Origin of the sequence: Bradyrhizobium sp. 23 (assembly GCF_023073295.1) — a bacterium.
Classification (GTDB): domain Bacteria; phylum Pseudomonadota; class Alphaproteobacteria; order Rhizobiales; family Xanthobacteraceae; genus Bradyrhizobium; species Bradyrhizobium canariense_D.
Genome location: NZ_JADPJF010000148.1, coordinates 431,691 through 448,288 on the forward strand (window position 1 = coordinate 431,691; position 16,598 = coordinate 448,288).

The following is a 16,598-nucleotide window of genomic DNA, read 5'->3' on the forward strand; positions in this document are numbered from 1 at the left end:
GTTGGCGCGGTAGACGATCGAACGGCTGTGCCGCTCGGAGGTGACGAGGCGCGCGCGCGTCAGGATCGACAGATGGGCAGATAGCGTGTTCGATGGGACTTCCAGCAGGCGGGCGAGATCGCCCGCCGCAAGGCCATCGGGCTCGTGCCGGACAAGCGTTCGGAACGCCTCCAGTCGGGTCGGCTGGGACAGCGCGGCGAGCGCCAGGACGGCTTCTTCTGTTTCCATATATCCAGACTTATGGAACTAATTGGAACGCGTCAATCCGGAATTCCATGGTGGGCGACCGAATAGTTATTTCGAATATTCTAGAAATATGGTTTGACAGTTGACATCGGCAGGCGCATCGTGGCGGCCATGAAGATCGACGACGCAGCAGCACGCCTCGAAGCTTTGGGTAACCGGACGCGACTCCAGATCTACCGGGCCCTGGTCCGGGCCGGGCACTCCGGCATGCCCGTCGGTCGCTTGCAGGACAAGCTGAAGGTACCGGCGTCGACCCTGTCGCATCACATCAAGACCCTGGTCTCGGTCGGGCTCGTCAGCCAGGTCCGGGAATCGACGACTCTGATTTGCCACGCAAACTTCGACGCGATGCGGGGTCTGGTCGATTTCCTGGCGGCGGAGTGCTGCGCAGACGAAGTCGGATGCAAGACGACGCATACGGCGGCGTGATTTTTTTGGCTGATATTGTTCGATGATTCTAGAAGTATGGGAGAAGCCGAATGAACGCTAAGACGGTCGCCATCATCGGGGCAGGGCCTGTCGGACTCGCAGCAGCTGCGCACGTCCTGGAGCGTGGCATGTCACCCATCGTTCTGGAGGCAGGATCCGAAGCGGGGCACGCGGTGCGCCAGTGGCAGCAGGTCCAGCTCTTCTCGCCGTGGGAGTACAATGTCGACAAGGCCGCCGCGCGCCTGCTCGCGCCGACGGGATGGAATTCGCCGGACCCGAGCGCCTATCCGACCGGCGGCGAGCTGATCGATCGATATCTGACGCCGCTTGCGACGCGAACGCCATTGCGCGAGGTGATCCGGACATCCAGCCGTGTCTCCGCTATCAGCCGCGTCGGCTTCGACAAGGCGAAGACGAAGGGGCGTGAGCTGGCCCCTTTCGAAATCCGCTACCAGAACGGCAAGGGCCCCGAAGTGCTGCGCGCCGATGCGGTGATCGACACATCAGGTACATGGTTCTCGCCCAATCCTGCCGGAGGTAATGGTCTGCCCGCGATCGGCGAGCGTGAATGCGCTGGCCACATCGCCTACGGCATGCCCGATGTCCGGGGGGCCGGTCGCGCCAGATATGCCGGGAGGACCGTTGCGGTGCTCGGCGCTGGCCACTCCGCGGTGGGCACACTGATCGATCTCGTGCATCTCGCGGGCGAGGCGCCGGGGACGCAAGCTATCTGGCTGTTGCGCGCCGCCGATCCCGCCAAGGCGTTTGGTGGCGGCCGGAATGACAAGCTCGCTGCACGCGGAGAGCTCGGCAGTGCGTTCGCTGCGCTCGTTGCCTCCGGCAAGATCAGGGTGGAAACCGAATTCGGCGTCACGCATCTGGCTGAGACCGAGGGCCGCCTCGAGATCGCGGCCGGCTCGGGTTGCAGCGGACGGAGCGTGATCGTGGACGAGCTGATCGTCTCGACGGGCTTTCGTCCCGATTTTTCGTTCCTGTCCGAATTGCGCCTGCGGCTCGATCCCGCTATCGAGGCGCCGGTCGCCCTGGCGCCGCTGATCGATCCTAACGAGCACAGCTGCGGCACCGTGCGCCCGCACGGCGCCCGCGAGCTCGCGCACGAAGAGCCGGGCTTCTACATGGCGGGCATGAAGTCGTATGGTCGCGCGCCAACCTTTCTCATGATGACAGGATATGAGCAGGTGCGCTCGATTGCGGCCGATCTCGCCGGCGACAAGAAAGCCGCCGCAAGGGTGGAGCTCGTGCTACCGGAGACCGGCGTCTGCACGCGCGGCGGCGTCGAAGCCGCCGGCGCCGTATCAGGATGTTGCGGTGGGCCGGCGAAGCAGGAATCAACGGCCTGTTGCGCCGCCGACGAAGCAGCAAAGAAGGCCGGCGCTTCGGGGTGCGGTTGTTTATGAAGTCGGTTCTTGCAGCTGATGCCGGAGAGTTATCCATTGTGGTTCGTGCGCCGTTTCGGCGTGGGGGCGGGAGGACAGCATTCGTAACTTGAGCGGCCGGTCTCTGATCGCGGTGATGTGCATCGGCCAGGTCGGCAATCTGCTGCCGCACGTGACGCTATCCGCCAATCTGGCGCAGCATCTGATGCCGACGTGGGGCCTCTCGGCGGCCGAAGGCGGCTTGATGGCGAGCGGTTACGCGTTCGGCTACATGCTCGCCGTGCCCGTGCTGACGACATTGACCGACCGGATCGACGCACGGCTCGTCCTGCTCTGGGGTTCGATCGTCAGCGGGCTGGCGACCGCAGCGTTCGGAATCTTCGCGCAAGGGTTTTGGTCCGCGACCGCGATCTGGTCCCTGGCAGGGCTTGGATTTGCCGGCGCCTACATGCCGGGCCTGAAGGCGCTGACGGATCGGCTTCCCGCCGGCGATAGTTCACGCGCCGTCACGCTATACACGTCGAGCTTCTCGGTCGGCGTCGGTCTCTCGTTCCTGGTCGCGCAGCTGATCGCCGACCGTTGGGGATGGCGGACCGCCTTTCTTGTCACCGGCTTCGGTCCGATCGCGATGGTCGTCGCGTGCCTTCTGATGCAGGAGCAGCGGCCCGCGCCGAAGGCGGGGCGTCTGCTCAACTTCGCGCCCGTCTTCGCCAATCGCGAGGCGCTCGGATACATCTTCGGCTACGGCGCCCATTGCTTCGAGCTCTACGGCATCCGCACCTGGCTGGTCGGGTTTTGGACCTTCGTCGTCGCCCATCAAGGCGCCCCGTCGTGGTTGAGCCCCGTCGTGCTGAGCTTCTGCTTTGCGGTGATCTCGATGCCGGCCAGCATCCTCGGCAACGAGGCCGCGCTGAAATTCGGGCGCCATCGCGCGATCACGGTCGTGATGATCGCGTCGGCTTGCGTCGCGCTGGTCATCGGCCTCAACGCGACAGCGCCGGCATGGGTGCTGGCACTGCTGCTGCTCGTCTATGGCCTGACCGTGCCGGCGGATTCGGGCGCATTGACCGCCGGCATGTCGGCCGCGGCTGTGTCCGAACATCGCGGCGCGACCCTGGCTCTGCATTCGACGGTCGGCTTCGGCCTGTCGGCGGTCGGCGCCTGGGGCACCGGCGCCGCCCTCGATGCAGCCGGCGGCCCGCAGAGCGCGACCGGCTGGCTCTTGGCGTTCAGCGTCCTCGCGGTCGGGATTGCACTGGGGCCGCTGGCGCTGCTGTGGGCGCGGAAGGTGCAGCCTGGTGGGGCGAAGTCGATATGAGGTCGCGCAATTCTACTCGGCGGTGGAAAATCGATCGAGGCGCAATCGATGCCGATGATCGGTCAGAAGGCGAGCGCCTCCCGTCACGGCGGCGAGCGTCCCCAATCCCGTCCCGCCGGCGATCAAGAACATGATCAAGAGTTGATACTTGACGGCGTCGATCGGTTCGACGCCTGCAAGGATTTGACCGGTCATCATCCCCGGCAAAGAGACAAGGCCGATCGCAGCCATGCTGTTCATGATTGGCGTGAAGCCGCTTCTCAATGCGTCCCGCAGGACCGGCAGCAACGCCTGATACCGGGTACCGCCAAGAGCAAGGCAAGCTTCGACGGCGGCTCGTTCGCGCACCAGTGTATTCGTCAGCACGTCCAGGCCCAGGCTTATTCCCGTCATGGTGTTGCCCAGGATCATGCCCAACAATGGCAGCGCATAGCGCGGATGATACCACGGATCCGGACGTAGCTCCGTCAGGAGCGCGAACATCGTGACGGTACCGGCCGCCAGCAGCATGCATCCCGCTCCTAAGCCATAGCTCCAGATACCCGGCAGGCGTCGCTTTTGCCGAGCGACGATTTCCCGTGACGCGAAGAGAACCATGATGACGGCGGCGAGGGCGGTCCAGAGCGGCGAGACCGCGGCAAACAGGAACGTCAATACGTATCCAACGAGCACCAGCTGAAGCACCATCCGCACGGTGGCGATGGCCAGCTGCTTTTCAAGCTTGAGGCGGAGAGCGAGCGAGAGAGCGCCGTCCATGACGACAAGGAGCGCGGGCAGAACCAAATCGCCGTATGCCAAGTGAATGTAATTCACGGCCGATTGTCCTCGATCCCGCCGTCGGCATTCATCACAATGACCCTCGACCCGACGCGGCAGGCCTGGGCGTTGTCGTGAGTGCTCCAGACGACACTCGTTCCGTTCGAAATGCGTTCCGCGATCAAAGATTCCACTGCCGCCGTCGATGCCGAATCGAGGGCCGATGTCGGCTCGTCCAGGAGAAGAACCCGCGACCGCAGCATCAGCGCCCGCACTAGCCCCAGCCGTTGTCGCTCGCCGGTCGACAGTCTTTGGACCGGCCAGGGACCGCAACTGCACGGCAACCCCAGTCTCATGACCAGCGGTAAGGCATCATCCCAGCAGCTGAAGTGATCTTGCACGATGTCTGACCACCAGCCCGGCTCGGCAGCGAGGTAGGTCACCCGCTTGCGCCAAGCCGGAGCGGGCATGGCCTCCCTGAGCGTTCCGTCCAGTTCGACCATTCCTTCGTTGGGATCGAGGTCCGCGATCGAGCGAAGGAGCTGGGTCTTCCCGGCGCCAGAAGGCCCTTGCAGGGCGACGCATTCGCCGTCCTGCAAGTCGAATGAAACGGAGAGGTGCAAGCGCTTGAGCGCGCGGACCGTCAGCACGTGTCAAAGCTTCGCCGGAGCCGATCGGCAACTCGCCTCGCGATCTCCGCCGGCGCCTCGTCCGGATAAGGATGCACCGAGCTGACATTGATCTCGCCGAGGACATAGCTGTCGGTCCCGTCGGGAAGGACCGGACCAAGCATGAAGTCGGCGTCCCAAATCGCAGGCAGGTCAAGTCGCGCAATATCCAGCAACGACGTCAGCTGGGGCGTCCACTCGTCTTCCATCAACCGACGCAGCCGCTGGAAACGCGGCTCTGCGTTCGAGGTGTAGAGGCGCGGTCCGGCCTCGGAACGGGCGGCCGGCGAGTCGACCAGGGCTTTGACCTTGTGATAGCCGAAGCCGGCACAGCGATCGCCCGCCATGTAGCAACGCACCACGCCTTCGCTTAAGCGAGGCTGGAATGGTTGGTCGATCACGCTGCCGTTCTCGAAATACTCCGCGCAACGACGGAGAAAATCATCCAGCGTCAGTTCCTCGGGCGCGTCTTTCGTCGCGTCCAGCACCTTTATCATGGAGGAGGTCGGCAGACTCTCGACCTTCCAGACGCCTTGGCCGCCATTGCCCCGGTTGCGCTTGATCACGCGCGGACCAGCGGCGAGCCGTGTCGGCAACTCGGCGCGCATGGCCTCGGCGCTTTGATATAACGCCGTGTCGCATCCCCAGCCCATCGAGCGGGTACGATAGAGTACCTCCTTGGTGCCCATCTTGAGGATGACATCGGGATGAGCGCTGACCCACACGCCCTGAGCCGCGACGTCTCGCAGCAATGCGTCGAGACCAGCGCGATCTCGACGGTCTTGAATGGGGTTGACCCAGACCAGCACGCCGTCAATCGCGAGCAATTGTTCACGAACGTCCTCGGCGAAGCTTTCATCATAGATCGCCGGCTGGGCTTCAATGCCGACGGCGGCGAGTGCTTCGAAGACGTGTACGAAGCGGCTTTTTTGCGCCGTCGCATCCCGCCGCGCGGCAGCGTCTCCGCGTGAGAGGATGGCGACGGTGTGTCGATGAGAAGGGTGTCGTTCGATGTCCATGCGCAAGCTCCACGAATGGCGTGCTGCGCAGAGCTTGGACCGAGGCCTCACGGGGAGTCTGCTTTGTCCCCACGCAAAGGACACTAGCGGGGCCGTCCGCGAGTTTCAAGACATGGCTGGCGCGGTTCCGCGGAGCGGTGAATTCTTTGTGACGTTCGTCGGCGACTTCGGTGGGCCGCCCGAAGCCTACGCCCGTTGACAGCCGCCGCCCTCGGGTTTTTACTTGGGGTTCGGGGATGTGCGATCTCCCCGTGAGGCGACATGCCCAAGCATCGCGTCCTGATCACCAAGGGCGCACCATGTCATCATACTTTCCTCGATTGCATCCAGCAGACGGGCTCGATTTCTCGGCACGGCGTCCGCGCCGGTCGCATCGCTGTGCGCATTGATGCCCGCGGCCTGTTGCGCCGTGTTGGCACCGAGTAGGGGAAGATCGCGAAACGGACTTCACTTGGGGCAGGACAAGACCAGGAGAATGATCATGCGAACACGAGCAATCTTCCGCACGGTCCTGTTGCTTGCGATCGCGGGCGTGCTGTCGAGCGCGCACGCTCTGACACAGGAGGAGTTGGTCGCCAAGATCCAGGCGGCCGGCTACGCGCAAGTCAGCGATATCAAGTCGACGGCTGAAGGCGTCACCGCCAAGGCGGTGAAGAACGGCAAGGCGGTGACGCTGGTCGTCGACAGCAGTGGTCGGGTTAAAGAGCGAAACTAAGCCGAGGAGTAGCACGATGAAAAGAATCATCTGGGCCGTGGTCGGCATTGGCGTCTGCCTTCTTGCATTTCGCTTCGGCCCCTTCATCCCGGCATATGCCCAGGATGCCGACTGGCAGAAGGTGGACGAGACCCTGGGCCGCAAGCCCGCCGTCTCGGACGACGTCCGCCGTTTCGGCTTTCCCCGCACCGATCTCTCCGTGACATTGGACGGCGTCGCGATCAAGCCGGCGCTGGCGCTCGGTGGCTGGATCGCGTTCAAGCCTGCGCATGGCGGCGCCATGGTCATGGGCGATCTTGTGCTGCTCGAAACCGAGATCAATCCGGTGATGGCGAAGATGATCGCGAGCGGGCTCGAGATCACCGCCGTGCACAATCATCTGCTGCGTGCGAGCCCGGCGACGTTCTACATGCACGTCGCCGGACATGGCGACCCGGTCAAGCTGGCCGCGGCGATCCATGATGCCCTGGCCGAAAGCAAGACCCCGCTGACGGTCACGGCGCCGGCGAATCCGCCGCCCGCCATCGACCTCGACACGGCGAAGCTCGACCAGATCATCGGCGTCAAGGGGCAGGCGAACGGCGGCGTCTACCAGTTCAACGTGAAGCGGCGCGACCCCATCACGGAGGACGGCATGCTGTTGACGCCCGTCGCCGCCATGGGTGTCGCAATCGCCATCAACTTCCAGCCGACGGGCGCGGGTAGGGCGGCCATCACGGGCGACTTCGTGCTGACCAGCGACGAAGTGAACCAGGTCATCCTCGCGCTTCGGACGCACGGCATCGAGGTGACCGCGCTGCACAGCCACATGCTGGACGAACAGCCTCGGCTCTTCTTCATGCACTTCTGGGCCAACGACGATGCCGTCAAGCTTGCCGAAGGCCTCCGCGCGGCGCTCGACAAGACGGCGAGCACGAAGAGCTGATGCGAGGCGGGAGCTGCGCGCGAAGAGGTTCGGTGAAATGCGAGCCGGCCAAATTCACGCGCAAGTATCGCATTGCAGCACTGAAACGGCTCCGACCGTTCCGAACCCAAGCTTGTATCGGTCGTTACCGTTCTACGAACGGAGGAGGTAGGCATGCGTGTCCTAGTGATCACCGCGGCAGTATTACTGTCTTGTACGCTCAGTCCCTCACGCGCCGACGAGACGGCTCCTGCACGTCAGGCGCAGGCGACCGTTCCGGTGCAGCCGGATCGAACTCCCGAGCAAGCTGAACAGGCCCGAGACCAAGACAGGAAGAACGCCGAAGACGTTAAGATCGAACGTGATTGGAAGGCGCAAGGCGGCACCGATGGCGATCGCGCCGGCCGAGCCAATCAATCGGATCAGGATCATCAAACGGTGGGACGTGATTGGCGGGCCCGGCCAGACAACGCCGAGCGTCGTTGAGACAAAATCGAATCCTCTGCGGTCCAAGCCGACAGCGACATATATGGGTGACACGATCACGAGCACCAGCAGGTGACGAGAAGCTTGGTCGGATCCGCGCCGTCTAGTGGTTAGAAACAAAGCTTCGACGGCATTGACAAATTCGACCGGCGCGTAATATTTGCCTCACGGGGAAGCGATCTCCCCGCGAGGCGACATGCCCAAGAATCGCGTCCCGGTTTCGACAAGGACGCTGCATGTCTTCCGTTTTCCGATCCCCTCTCCAAGCCGCTTTATCCGTCTCGCGCCCGCCAGGGCCTCGCTGTCGGCGGTGGGATCACCGTGCCGACGGACTCTGCCGGGCGGGCAGCGATCGTGAACCATCCAACTCGAAATTCATCCGTGATCTCAACGGAGGACTGCCATGACCTACGTCATGAAGCCGCTGTCGTGCGACCCGAGTCGAATCCGCGGCATGTCGGACGAAGTCCATTATCGCTTCGTCTACGACCAGGACGGCACGCTTCGAAGCTATTCGATGGGCGAGCGAAGCATCTGACATAACAACTGACGATTCGGGGATACCGAGACCTCCCCGTGAGATGGAGTCCCATCCAAGCGCTCGCCACCTCGATCCGGGGACGATCATATGGACGCACTTGGCTTCGCTATCTTTGCTCTTGCCGCCCTTGCCGGTGGCTTCGTCAGCGGCTTCTCTGGCTTCGCGATGGGCCTGGTCGTCTCTGGTGTCTGGCTGCACATCATCACGCCGATCCAGACCGCCACTTTGATCGCGGGGTACGGTCTGCTCACCCAAGGCTACGGCATTTATAGGCTGCGACATGTCCTGGATCTGCGCAAGGCATGGCCTCTCGCGCTTGGAACAGTCATCGGCATTCCGATTGGCGTTGAAATTCTCGTCTATCTCAATCCCCTCTATCTGAGGTTCGGAGTCGGTGTGTTGTTGATGATTTACTCCATTTACGGCTTGGCGCGCCCTGTGTTCGCGCCCATGAGAATCGGCACCGGAGCAGACATCGCAATAGGCATCTCGAATGGGATGCTTGGCGGGTTGACGGGGCTCGGCGGCGTGATCTCCACGATATCGTGCCAATGGCGCGGTTGGCCGAAGGATTTGCAGCGGGCCGTGTTTCAGCCGGTGCTGTTCATCGCCTTCGTGGTCATCTCCTTGTCCCAGGCAGCGGCCGGCTCCATTACCAGGGAAACACTGGTGCTGTACGCGTTGGGCGTTCCCTTCATGGTCGCCGGCCTTTGGTCCGGCTTCAAGATGTTCGGGACCATCCAGGACGAGACCTTTCGCAAGGCTGTGTTGGCACTGTTGCTGTTGGCGGGGCTCTCGCTGGTCGTCTCGACCCTCCCTTTTTCCGCTGATCGATAAGGGCATCATGCTATTGAAGCGACTGGGCGCCATCGCCATCCCGAACGGACTGAACAGCGATTTCGATCACGCCGCGTTCGATCCGAAGACGCGCCGCGTCTTCACGGGGGCCTCCTCGCATTCTCCGATGAGTGATGAGTGCAGATCGAGCGCGGCAGGCCGCGCGCGAATTCAATCTTCTGCATGGGCCAGGCTTGCGCTGCCATCCATGCTGGCTTTGTTGATGGGAGGAAATGCCATGGCCGAGACCCTGAATTTCGACAGCGCTGCTGTCGGAACTTCGCCCGACGGGTGGACTTTGACGATGACCGGCAAGGGACAGCCGAAATGGACCGTCGAGGCCGAGGCTACGGCGCCAAGCAAGCCGAACGTTCTCAAGCAATCCGGACGGGCGACGTTTCCCCTCGCCATCAAGCGCGATACGTCCATCCGTGACGGCTTCGTCGAGGTGAAATTCAAGGCCGTTGCCGGCTCCGAGGATCGCGCCGCGGGAGTCATTTGGCGTGCGAAGGATGCCGACAATTACTACGTGGTCCGGGCTAACGCGCTGGAGGACAATGTCGTTCTCTACAAGACGATCAATGGCGTTCGAATGTCGCTCGAGATCGTGGGTCGCAGAGGCGGCTATGGCGTCAGCGCGCCGGTGTCGTCCGGGCAATGGCACCTGCTGCGCTGCGACTTTGCAGGAAGTCGGTTCAAGGTGAGCTATGACGGAAAGCAATTGTTCGAGGTGGAAGACGCCACCATTCCGGACGCGGGCATGATCGGCCTGTGGACCAAGGCAGATAGCGTGACCCTGTTCGATGATCTGACATATGGTGAGAGCAAATAGGCCTTTGGTCACCTATGCCGGAGATTGCCATGAACGTTCGATGCCTGTCGGTCGCGACGGCCCTGCTGATTGCGTCCATCTGCCCAGTACGGGCGGAGGAAGGTCTGGTCGCCTACAAATCGCTCGGTCCAGAACTGGCGCTCGATCTTGCGCGCGCTGCGTTGGCGAACTGCCGCACCCGTGGATACCAGGTTGCAGTTGCCGTCGTCGATCGCTTCGGCGTCACGCAAGTGATGTTGCGCGATCGCTTTGCAGGCCCTCACACGCCCTCGACGGCAGCAGGCAAGGCGTGGACAGCAGCCTCGTTCAAGACCAGCACGACCGAGCTCAATGCGATCAGCCAGCCGGGGATGATGCAGGCGGGCATTCGCAACCTTCCCGGAGCGGTCGTCATTGCCGGAGGACTGATCGTTGAAGCCGGCGGCTCCCTGGTCGGAGCGGTCGGCGTGTCCGGCGCGCCGGGCGGTGACGCGGACGAAGCGTGCGCGAAAGCCGGAATTGATGCCATACGCGACAAGCTGGACTTCTGAGAAGACGTCAAGATCGCGGTCAAAAAGTCCTTCGGCCTTTCACGAGCCTGGCGGCCGTCTGATCCACAGGGACAAGCAGACGCGCCGCCTTCGCACGCGCAGGTGTGGGGCGCTCACCGACAGGAATCGACAATATCCGATTTGTCGCGCCAACCTGAGAAGTAACACCGTCGAGCTTCCCCAACGATTGTTCTCGACAAGCCGATGTCCGCGAGAAGCCGGTCATCCAGTTCGAGAAGCTCGTCGTATTGGCGGCGCCGTGTGATGCCGTCCAGCAGCGCGAGCGTGAGTTTCCAGAACCATGCAGGGCTTGGAGAAGGAACGAAGGCTGCGCTGGATGTGCCGATTGAGCCAGTGGTGCTGTCGCAAGACATGTTTCACCTCCATAATGGAGCGAAACAACGCTTGGCTCGAAAGCTGGTCGGGCGGTTGTGTTTGACCCGATGGCCTTTTCTATCATGCTCGTCTCTGCCGCACAAGCGATCCGCTGATCTGGAAGCTGGAGGCGTCGCTGGAGTGCCGGTCATGCTGAAAGGAACGTTCGGCGCCGCCCGTCCACTGGATCAAGCTGACCGCAACGCGAAGCATCACACCCTTCAAATGAGTGTATCCGACCGAGGAGCACTGATCGGAGCGCCGCCTGATGGTTAAGATCCTCGCTCCCTCAGTGGTGCAACTGAGATCCAGATTCCGACAGAGGCATGCAACGCACGAAGCAGCACCACGGAACAATAAAAAGACTTCGCGGTTAAACGGTCTCCCCCGACACCGGAGTCGACCATTTGCAAGCCCATCAGTCAAAACTTGACGGGATCGACGATACTGCGCGCCTTCAACTGCTCATCGACGCAATCGTTGATTACGCCATCTACATGATCGACCTCGACGGCACAGTCCGCAGCTGGAACTCCGGTGCCCAGCGGTTGAAGGGCTACTCGCCCGACGAAATCATCGGCAAGTCGTTCGCATCCTTCTATACGCCAGATGATCGCACCAATGGGCTTCCAGAGCGCGCCTTGAGCGTCGCAGCACGAGAAGGCCGCTTCAGCGCCGAAGGATGGAGAGTCCGCAAGGACGGAAGCCGTTTCTGGGCATCGGTCATCATCGATGCCGTCCGCAATCAAGCCGGCGAAGTGATCGGCTTCGCCAAGGTCACGCGAGATGTTACCGAACGTCAGGAAGCCCATGAAGAGCTTCTCAATAGTGAGCGGCGCTATCGCCAGCTAATCGAGGCCGTGGTCGATTACGCGATCTTTCAGCTCGACCCACTGGGCAACGTGACAACCTGGAATCCCGGAGCAGAGCGGATCAAGGGCTACGCGCCGCCGGAGATCATCGGTCAGCATTTTAGCGCTTTTTACACGCCCGAAGACATCGAACTCGGTGTGCCCAAGCGTGCGCTTTCAGAGGCGGCGGAGCATGGTCGCTTCGAGGCGGAAGGCTGGCGTTTGCGAAAAGACGGCTCCCGCTTCTGGGCGTCGGTCATCATCGATCGCATCACGGACGAGGCCGGAAACATCGTCGGGTTTGCCAAAGTCACGCGCGACGTTACGGACCGGAAGCGCGCCGAGGACGAGCTCAAGCACGTTCAGGAGCAACTCGCCGCATCCCAAAAGCTGGAAGCGGTGGGGCAACTCAGCGGTGGCATCGCGCACGACTTCAACAATCTGCTCATGATCGTCCTTGGCAATCTCGAAACAGCTGAGCGGCACGCCAAGGCGCCCGGAGCCAATCTGAACCGGGCGCTCGCAAACGCGAAGCGCGGCGCACAGAGAGCCGCGGCGTTAACCAGTCGCTTGTTGGCATTTTCGCGCCGACAAGCGCTCGATCCCAAGCCAATCAACGTAAACAACTACGTCAATGGCCTGCAGGAATTCCTTCAGCGCACGCTCGGAGAGCGCATCGAAGTCCAGACCGTCGGAAGTGCGGGTCTTTGGGAAATCGAAGCCGACGCCAATCATCTGGAGTCAGCCATCGTCAACCTGGCAATCAACGCTCGTGACGCCATGCCCGACGGCGGAAAGCTGACTTTGGAAGCAGCCAACATCTCCGCCGACGATGATTACTGCCGGCTCAATCCTGAACTGGCGCCCGGTCAGTACGTCGCCATTTGCGTGACTGACACCGGAGGCGGAATGTCGCGCGACGTTCTCAGTCACGCTTTTGAGCCCTTCTTTACGACAAAGGAGCCGGGCCACGGCACCGGCCTTGGCCTGAGCCAGGTCTACGGCTTCGTCAAGCAATCCGGAGGCCACGCAAAAATCTACAGCGAGGTGGGGCAGGGCACCACCATCAAGATGTACTTTCCGCGCTTCTCCGGAAGCACACGGCCCGAAGAAATCGCACCTGAGGAAATTGCCGAGGGTGAGCTATCCGAGACCGTTCTCGTCGTCGAGGACGATGAGGATCTGCGCGTCTATATTTCTGACGTCCTGCGGGATCTCAACTATCGCGTCCTCTCGGCCCGCAGCGCTCAGGCCGCTCTGACCATTCTCCTGCAAGACGACTCGAAGGTGGACCTTCTTCTCACTGACGTGGTCATGCCGGGGATCAATGGTCGCGAACTCGGCAGGCGCGCGCATCAAATTAGACCGGGACTGAAGATCCTGTACATGACGGGCTATTCGCGTAATGCCGTGGTCCATCAGGGAAGGCTTGATGAAGGTGTCAACCTGCTGGAGAAGCCAATCTCGCAAGCAAAACTGGCGCTGAAGGTGCGAGAGATTCTGGATCAGTTTGAATGACCAGGGTCTGACCAGCGGTACTATCCTGACCGCTGGCCGGCGGCGGCCACCGTAGCACCGTCCGTTCTCTGGGGCCTTAGCCGTCATCCCTTCCCTGACTGCCTGGTGCCTCAACGGGCACCAGGATTCCCATACTGCGCTCACCCTGAGGGAGTGGATCGGTAGCCGGACTTCCCCGCTTGACCTTTTTTCGCGCCGTGAGATTTTTAAGGGTCCGAAAAAAGCCGGGGGCGGCGATGAAACTGTTGAACGAATACCTGGAGCGTGCCGTCGGTCTGGAGAAATTGGCGGCGGGCGAGCAGGATTCGACCTTCAAAACTCAGCTGTTGAACCAGGCCGCGGCTTACAGAAAGCTGGCGGCAAAGCGCGCCTTGGAATACGGACTGCCGCCACCAAGCCCGCCAGAAGACCCGCCGCAGCCCTGAGAGAGTTAAAAGATCGATCTGGATCAGGGCCGCCTGCGGCCGTGCGGCTGGTCAGCGAGGGCGACGAGGCCCGGTGACGCATCCTCCAAGAGTATGTCGCGGGCTTTCGCGAATTGATCGGGAAGTTGCGCAAGAAGCTGCACTCCCGAAGTCGAGCTGACATCCGTTGGGCGGGGGACCCTTGCTCCCTGTGTTCAAAATGGAACATAATTCTTTATCGCGAGTTCCTTCCCGATCGCACAGCGGGGTGCGCAGGGGGCCAGCATGCAAGGGACGGGAGTTACTATCCTCGTCGTCGAAGACGAACAGCTTATCCGCGACATGGTGGCCGACGCATTGTCAGATGGCGGCTTTGAAGCCGAAGTCGCCGTCAGCGGGGAGGATGCAGTTAGTCTTCTGCAGGGCAACCAAACCAAGTATCGCGCACTCGTTACCGATATAAATTTGTTCGGAAAGCTCGATGGCTGGCAAGTCGGCCATCGCGCCAGGGAGCTAAATCCGGACATCTCTGTGATTTACATGACAGGCGCGGCGGCCGATCAATGGCCCGCCCACGGCGTGCCCAACAGCATCTTGCTGACCAAGCCATTTGCACCTGCGCAAATCGTGACCGCCGTAGCTCAACTTCTGAATACCGGAACTCCGCCCGCTCAGTCCTGAGGGGAGTGGACGAAGCCTTCTCCGACCGAGGCAGCCTTAGTTCTTCGTCAAGGGCTTGGGCGGCTCTTCGGCCATGGCCTCGACATCAATGGCAGGAAGCTCGCCAGTGCGGTCTTTCAGGTCTGCCGCACGCTGGACCAAGCCAGCAGCGACCGTGGGATTTTTTGTTGTTTTTGCCATGCGCAGCAATGCCGCTGCGGCCTCACGGGCGAACTGATTTAAGCGCGACACGGTTGGACATCCGACACTTAGCTGACGTGGAATGATTCAAGGGTCGAATATTCGTTCCGAATTCGGCTTAAAAATGCGCGCACGACACAAGAAGGGCTTCAGCTCGGGGCTGGGCCAGCTGAGGTCCTTCGTGTGTCGGCACCACGTTATTGGAGCGCGGTTCCGAATGATGCCCAACTAAAGAGGTGGTTCTTGGTTCCCGGTTATCAGCCCAAATTTCGAGAAAAAAACGGGCCCCAGCTCGCGGGGCTATTGGGGGGCATGGAGCTGGGGCCACTCGGGGTCGCCCTTGGGGAGGGCATCGGGAAAACTTGGCAATCGCAGGAATGTTCCTGTCTTTTCCAAAGAGCGAGTGTGTAGATCAACCGCACGGCCGCGACTTGAGACGTCCTCGTGAAGGACTTCATGACCCCCTGAGCCCCGGTCCTCCGGGGACACACCGCGTTGCAAACTCGCTATGATGGATCGAAGCCGCGCAGAGTCGTTGGGCGACCAGTCCTGCAATAGTGAGAGGCGCGGTGATCCACAGCGCTACGAAACCAAGGCGTGTGCGCTGTCGAATTCATACGAAAGGGCCAGATCCGGGCGCGACGCCCCCGGGACTACGCGCCCACATCGCAAGACGGCGATGCTCGGTCTGACTTAACGTACGTGCCTTATTCGGACACAGCGAGAACGGTCAGGCCCCTGGTGCGCTTGTGGGGCGTCTCGAAGTCGATCCGCTGCCCCGGCGATAGGCCGATCAAAGCCGCTCCAACAGGCGTCAGGACCGAAATCCGACTGAGCTCGATGTTTGCCTCATGCGGATAGACCAGCACGATCTCTCGGCTCGCACCCGTCTCGTCATCGCGATAGGTCACTTTCGATCCCATCCTGATCACGCCTCGCAAGTTGTTCTCGTCCGTCACCGTGGCACGTTCCATCTCTCGAGCCAGAAAATGGGCCACTCGCGGAAACAGATCCATGCTCGAATTGGCCAAGGAACTGAGGCGCCGTGATTCGTCCTCAGTAATCTTGATCGGCGGCAACGCCGACTGTTCTCGCCGGCTCTCAGCTTCGAAATTGCGCATTGGTCGCTCCTATGCTGCAGTTGGTCCGGGGTCGTCATCGAACGGGTTGCCTGACCGCGTCGGCCCTCTCCGGAAGAATGGGACGACCTTTGAATCCGATGGGGTCAGGCTTTGGACCCTGACGACATTCAGACATCCGGCGACGAAGTACGGCATCTGATCGCCGACCCGCAGTCCGATCAAAGCTGTACCCAGCGGGGTCAACACCGAAATGCAGGCGGGATCCGACCAGCACTCCTCGGGCCAGACCAGTTGCACGGTGCGACGCGGAACGCCCCAATTCGTGCAATGGGTGACCCATGATCCGATCGTCACGAAAGGACGGACGTTGTCCGTTTCGTCCGCGACGATATCGGCGCGGTTGATTTCGCCCATGAGGAATATCCCGTCCAAATCTCCTTTTTGGACGGCGAGGCGGGCGAGCTGTTCGAGCCGCGGATAGTCTGATGAGGTCAGTGCGATTTTCGGAAGAGGCAGCACGGCGCACTCCTTCTGCTTCAAGACGACCTCTCGAGTGGAGGTCACGAAAGCTGGAAAAGAGCCCGGACGGCGCGAACACCGTCCGGCTAACCGCCTGCTTGGAGGCGGCCGGCGTGAAGAGCAAAACGCGCGGTGCGCGCATCAATGTCGATGTCATAAGCCATGTTGCTCTGACTATAGTGGTTCATTTCCCTGGAAACATTGCGACGAAACCGCACAGCACCTGTACACGCGAAATATCGAGAGGAGACAAGGAGCGTCATTGAAGTGAGACATCGAACAATCACGCGGGTCTACCCAGCTGCGCAAG

Annotated in this window: 21 protein-coding genes; 13 read left to right on the forward strand and 8 right to left on the reverse strand. The window is 61.6% G+C overall.

Features of this window, described 5'->3' with window-relative positions; all coding sequences use genetic code 11:
- Window positions 1-228 (reverse strand): metalloregulator ArsR/SmtB family transcription factor (locus IVB32_RS35375; RefSeq protein ID WP_247412878.1); only part of this gene is annotated, 228 nt, incomplete at its 3' end.
- 129 nt (window positions 229-357) lie between these two features.
- On the opposite strand from IVB32_RS35375, the gene IVB32_RS35380 reads away from it, so the two are divergent.
- The 3 genes from IVB32_RS35380 (at window position 358) to IVB32_RS35390 (ending at window position 3,390) form a co-directional block, all read left to right on the forward strand.
- A complete protein-coding gene (locus tag IVB32_RS35380) occupies window positions 358-675 on the forward strand; it encodes a helix-turn-helix domain-containing protein (protein WP_247367229.1) in 318 nt (105 codons plus the stop codon).
- A 50-nt stretch (window positions 676-725) separates the two neighbouring features.
- On the forward strand, window positions 726-2,093 hold the full coding sequence (locus IVB32_RS35385) for an NAD(P)-binding domain-containing protein (RefSeq protein ID WP_018458505.1): 1,368 nt from the start codon (window positions 726-728) through the stop codon (window positions 2,091-2,093).
- Between the two features lie 115 nt (window positions 2,094-2,208).
- On the forward strand, window positions 2,209-3,390 hold the full coding sequence (locus IVB32_RS35390; RefSeq protein WP_018458506.1) for an MFS transporter: 1,182 nt from the start codon (window positions 2,209-2,211) through the stop codon (window positions 3,388-3,390).
- 12 nt (window positions 3,391-3,402) lie between these two features.
- Here IVB32_RS35390 and fetB read toward each other — a convergent pair whose 3' ends face one another.
- Genes fetB through IVB32_RS35405 form a run of 3 tightly spaced genes read right to left on the reverse strand, consistent with a single transcriptional unit; the run spans window position 3,403 to window position 5,833 of the window.
- Entirely contained in the window at window positions 3,403-4,203 is an 801-nt protein-coding gene (gene fetB, locus IVB32_RS35395; RefSeq protein WP_018458507.1) for an iron export ABC transporter permease subunit FetB, read from the reverse strand.
- Window positions 4,200-4,796 (reverse strand): ABC transporter ATP-binding protein, encoded by a 597-nt coding sequence (locus IVB32_RS35400; RefSeq protein ID WP_018458508.1) that lies wholly within the window; start codon window positions 4,794-4,796, stop codon window positions 4,200-4,202. The genes fetB and IVB32_RS35400 overlap by 4 nt, the downstream gene beginning before the upstream one ends.
- A complete protein-coding gene (locus IVB32_RS35405; RefSeq protein WP_026233598.1) occupies window positions 4,790-5,833 on the reverse strand; it encodes a Cj0069 family protein in 1,044 nt (347 codons plus the stop codon). Before IVB32_RS35405 ends, IVB32_RS35400 begins: the two co-directional genes overlap by 7 nt.
- Before the next feature lie 481 nt (window positions 5,834-6,314).
- On the opposite strand from IVB32_RS35405, the gene IVB32_RS35410 reads away from it, so the two are divergent.
- From IVB32_RS35410 to IVB32_RS35435, 7 genes are all read left to right on the forward strand, one after another.
- Window positions 6,315-6,548: a hypothetical protein gene (locus tag IVB32_RS35410; protein WP_026233600.1), complete on the forward strand. Its 234-nt coding sequence runs from the start codon at window positions 6,315-6,317 to the stop codon at window positions 6,546-6,548.
- A 16-nt stretch (window positions 6,549-6,564) separates the two neighbouring features.
- Window positions 6,565-7,473 carry a DUF1259 domain-containing protein gene (locus IVB32_RS35415; RefSeq protein WP_018458514.1) on the forward strand — a complete coding sequence of 303 codons (909 nt, stop codon included), beginning with the start codon at window positions 6,565-6,567 and terminating at the stop codon, window positions 7,471-7,473.
- A gap of 153 nt (window positions 7,474-7,626) precedes the next feature.
- Window positions 7,627-7,938: a conotoxin gene (locus tag IVB32_RS35420; RefSeq protein WP_240543400.1), complete on the forward strand. Its 312-nt coding sequence runs from the start codon at window positions 7,627-7,629 to the stop codon at window positions 7,936-7,938.
- Window positions 7,939-8,341: 403 nt separating this feature from the next.
- The gene (locus IVB32_RS42880) at window positions 8,342-8,476 is read left to right on the forward strand and encodes a hypothetical protein (protein WP_018458516.1); all 135 of its coding nucleotides are present in this window, start codon (window positions 8,342-8,344) and stop codon (window positions 8,474-8,476) included.
- Window positions 8,477-8,566: 90 nt separating this feature from the next.
- Window positions 8,567-9,316: a sulfite exporter TauE/SafE family protein gene (locus tag IVB32_RS35425; RefSeq protein WP_018458517.1), complete on the forward strand. Its 750-nt coding sequence runs from the start codon at window positions 8,567-8,569 to the stop codon at window positions 9,314-9,316.
- 238 nt (window positions 9,317-9,554) lie between these two features.
- Window positions 9,555-10,148, forward strand: coding sequence for a hypothetical protein (locus IVB32_RS35430; RefSeq protein WP_039800453.1), 594 nt, complete (start codon window positions 9,555-9,557; stop codon window positions 10,146-10,148).
- A 29-nt stretch (window positions 10,149-10,177) separates the two neighbouring features.
- Window positions 10,178-10,678, forward strand: a complete 501-nt coding sequence (locus IVB32_RS35435; protein WP_026233603.1) for a heme-binding protein — start codon at window positions 10,178-10,180, stop codon at window positions 10,676-10,678.
- Window positions 10,679-10,791: 113 nt separating this feature from the next.
- On the opposite strand, the gene IVB32_RS35440 is transcribed toward IVB32_RS35435, so the two are convergent.
- Window positions 10,792-11,052, reverse strand: coding sequence for a DUF1127 domain-containing protein (locus IVB32_RS35440; protein ID WP_083926524.1), 261 nt, complete (start codon window positions 11,050-11,052; stop codon window positions 10,792-10,794).
- Between the two features lie 408 nt (window positions 11,053-11,460).
- Here IVB32_RS35440 and IVB32_RS35445 point away from each other — a divergent pair, with 408 nt between their 5' ends.
- From IVB32_RS35445 to IVB32_RS35455, 3 genes are all read left to right on the forward strand, one after another.
- A complete protein-coding gene (locus IVB32_RS35445) occupies window positions 11,461-13,422 on the forward strand; it encodes a PAS domain-containing sensor histidine kinase (RefSeq protein WP_247300173.1) in 1,962 nt (653 codons plus the stop codon).
- A gap of 236 nt (window positions 13,423-13,658) precedes the next feature.
- Entirely contained in the window at window positions 13,659-13,847 is a 189-nt protein-coding gene (locus tag IVB32_RS35450) for a hypothetical protein (protein ID WP_018458521.1), read from the forward strand.
- A gap of 264 nt (window positions 13,848-14,111) precedes the next feature.
- Window positions 14,112-14,507, forward strand: a complete 396-nt coding sequence (locus IVB32_RS35455; RefSeq protein WP_085352290.1) for a response regulator — start codon at window positions 14,112-14,114, stop codon at window positions 14,505-14,507.
- Between the two features lie 36 nt (window positions 14,508-14,543).
- On the opposite strand, the gene IVB32_RS35460 is transcribed toward IVB32_RS35455, so the two are convergent.
- From IVB32_RS35460 to IVB32_RS35470, 3 genes are all read right to left on the reverse strand, one after another.
- Window positions 14,544-14,738, reverse strand: coding sequence for a hypothetical protein (locus IVB32_RS35460; protein WP_026233604.1), 195 nt, complete (start codon window positions 14,736-14,738; stop codon window positions 14,544-14,546).
- A gap of 656 nt (window positions 14,739-15,394) precedes the next feature.
- Window positions 15,395-15,808 carry a nucleoside diphosphate kinase regulator gene (rnk, locus tag IVB32_RS35465; RefSeq protein ID WP_039800433.1) on the reverse strand — a complete coding sequence of 138 codons (414 nt, stop codon included), beginning with the start codon at window positions 15,806-15,808 and terminating at the stop codon, window positions 15,395-15,397.
- A 9-nt stretch (window positions 15,809-15,817) separates the two neighbouring features.
- Complete coding sequence (locus IVB32_RS35470; RefSeq protein ID WP_018458525.1) at window positions 15,818-16,309, reverse strand: GreA/GreB family elongation factor; 492 nt, start codon at window positions 16,307-16,309, stop codon at window positions 15,818-15,820.
- Window positions 16,310-16,598 lie beyond the last annotated feature (289 nt).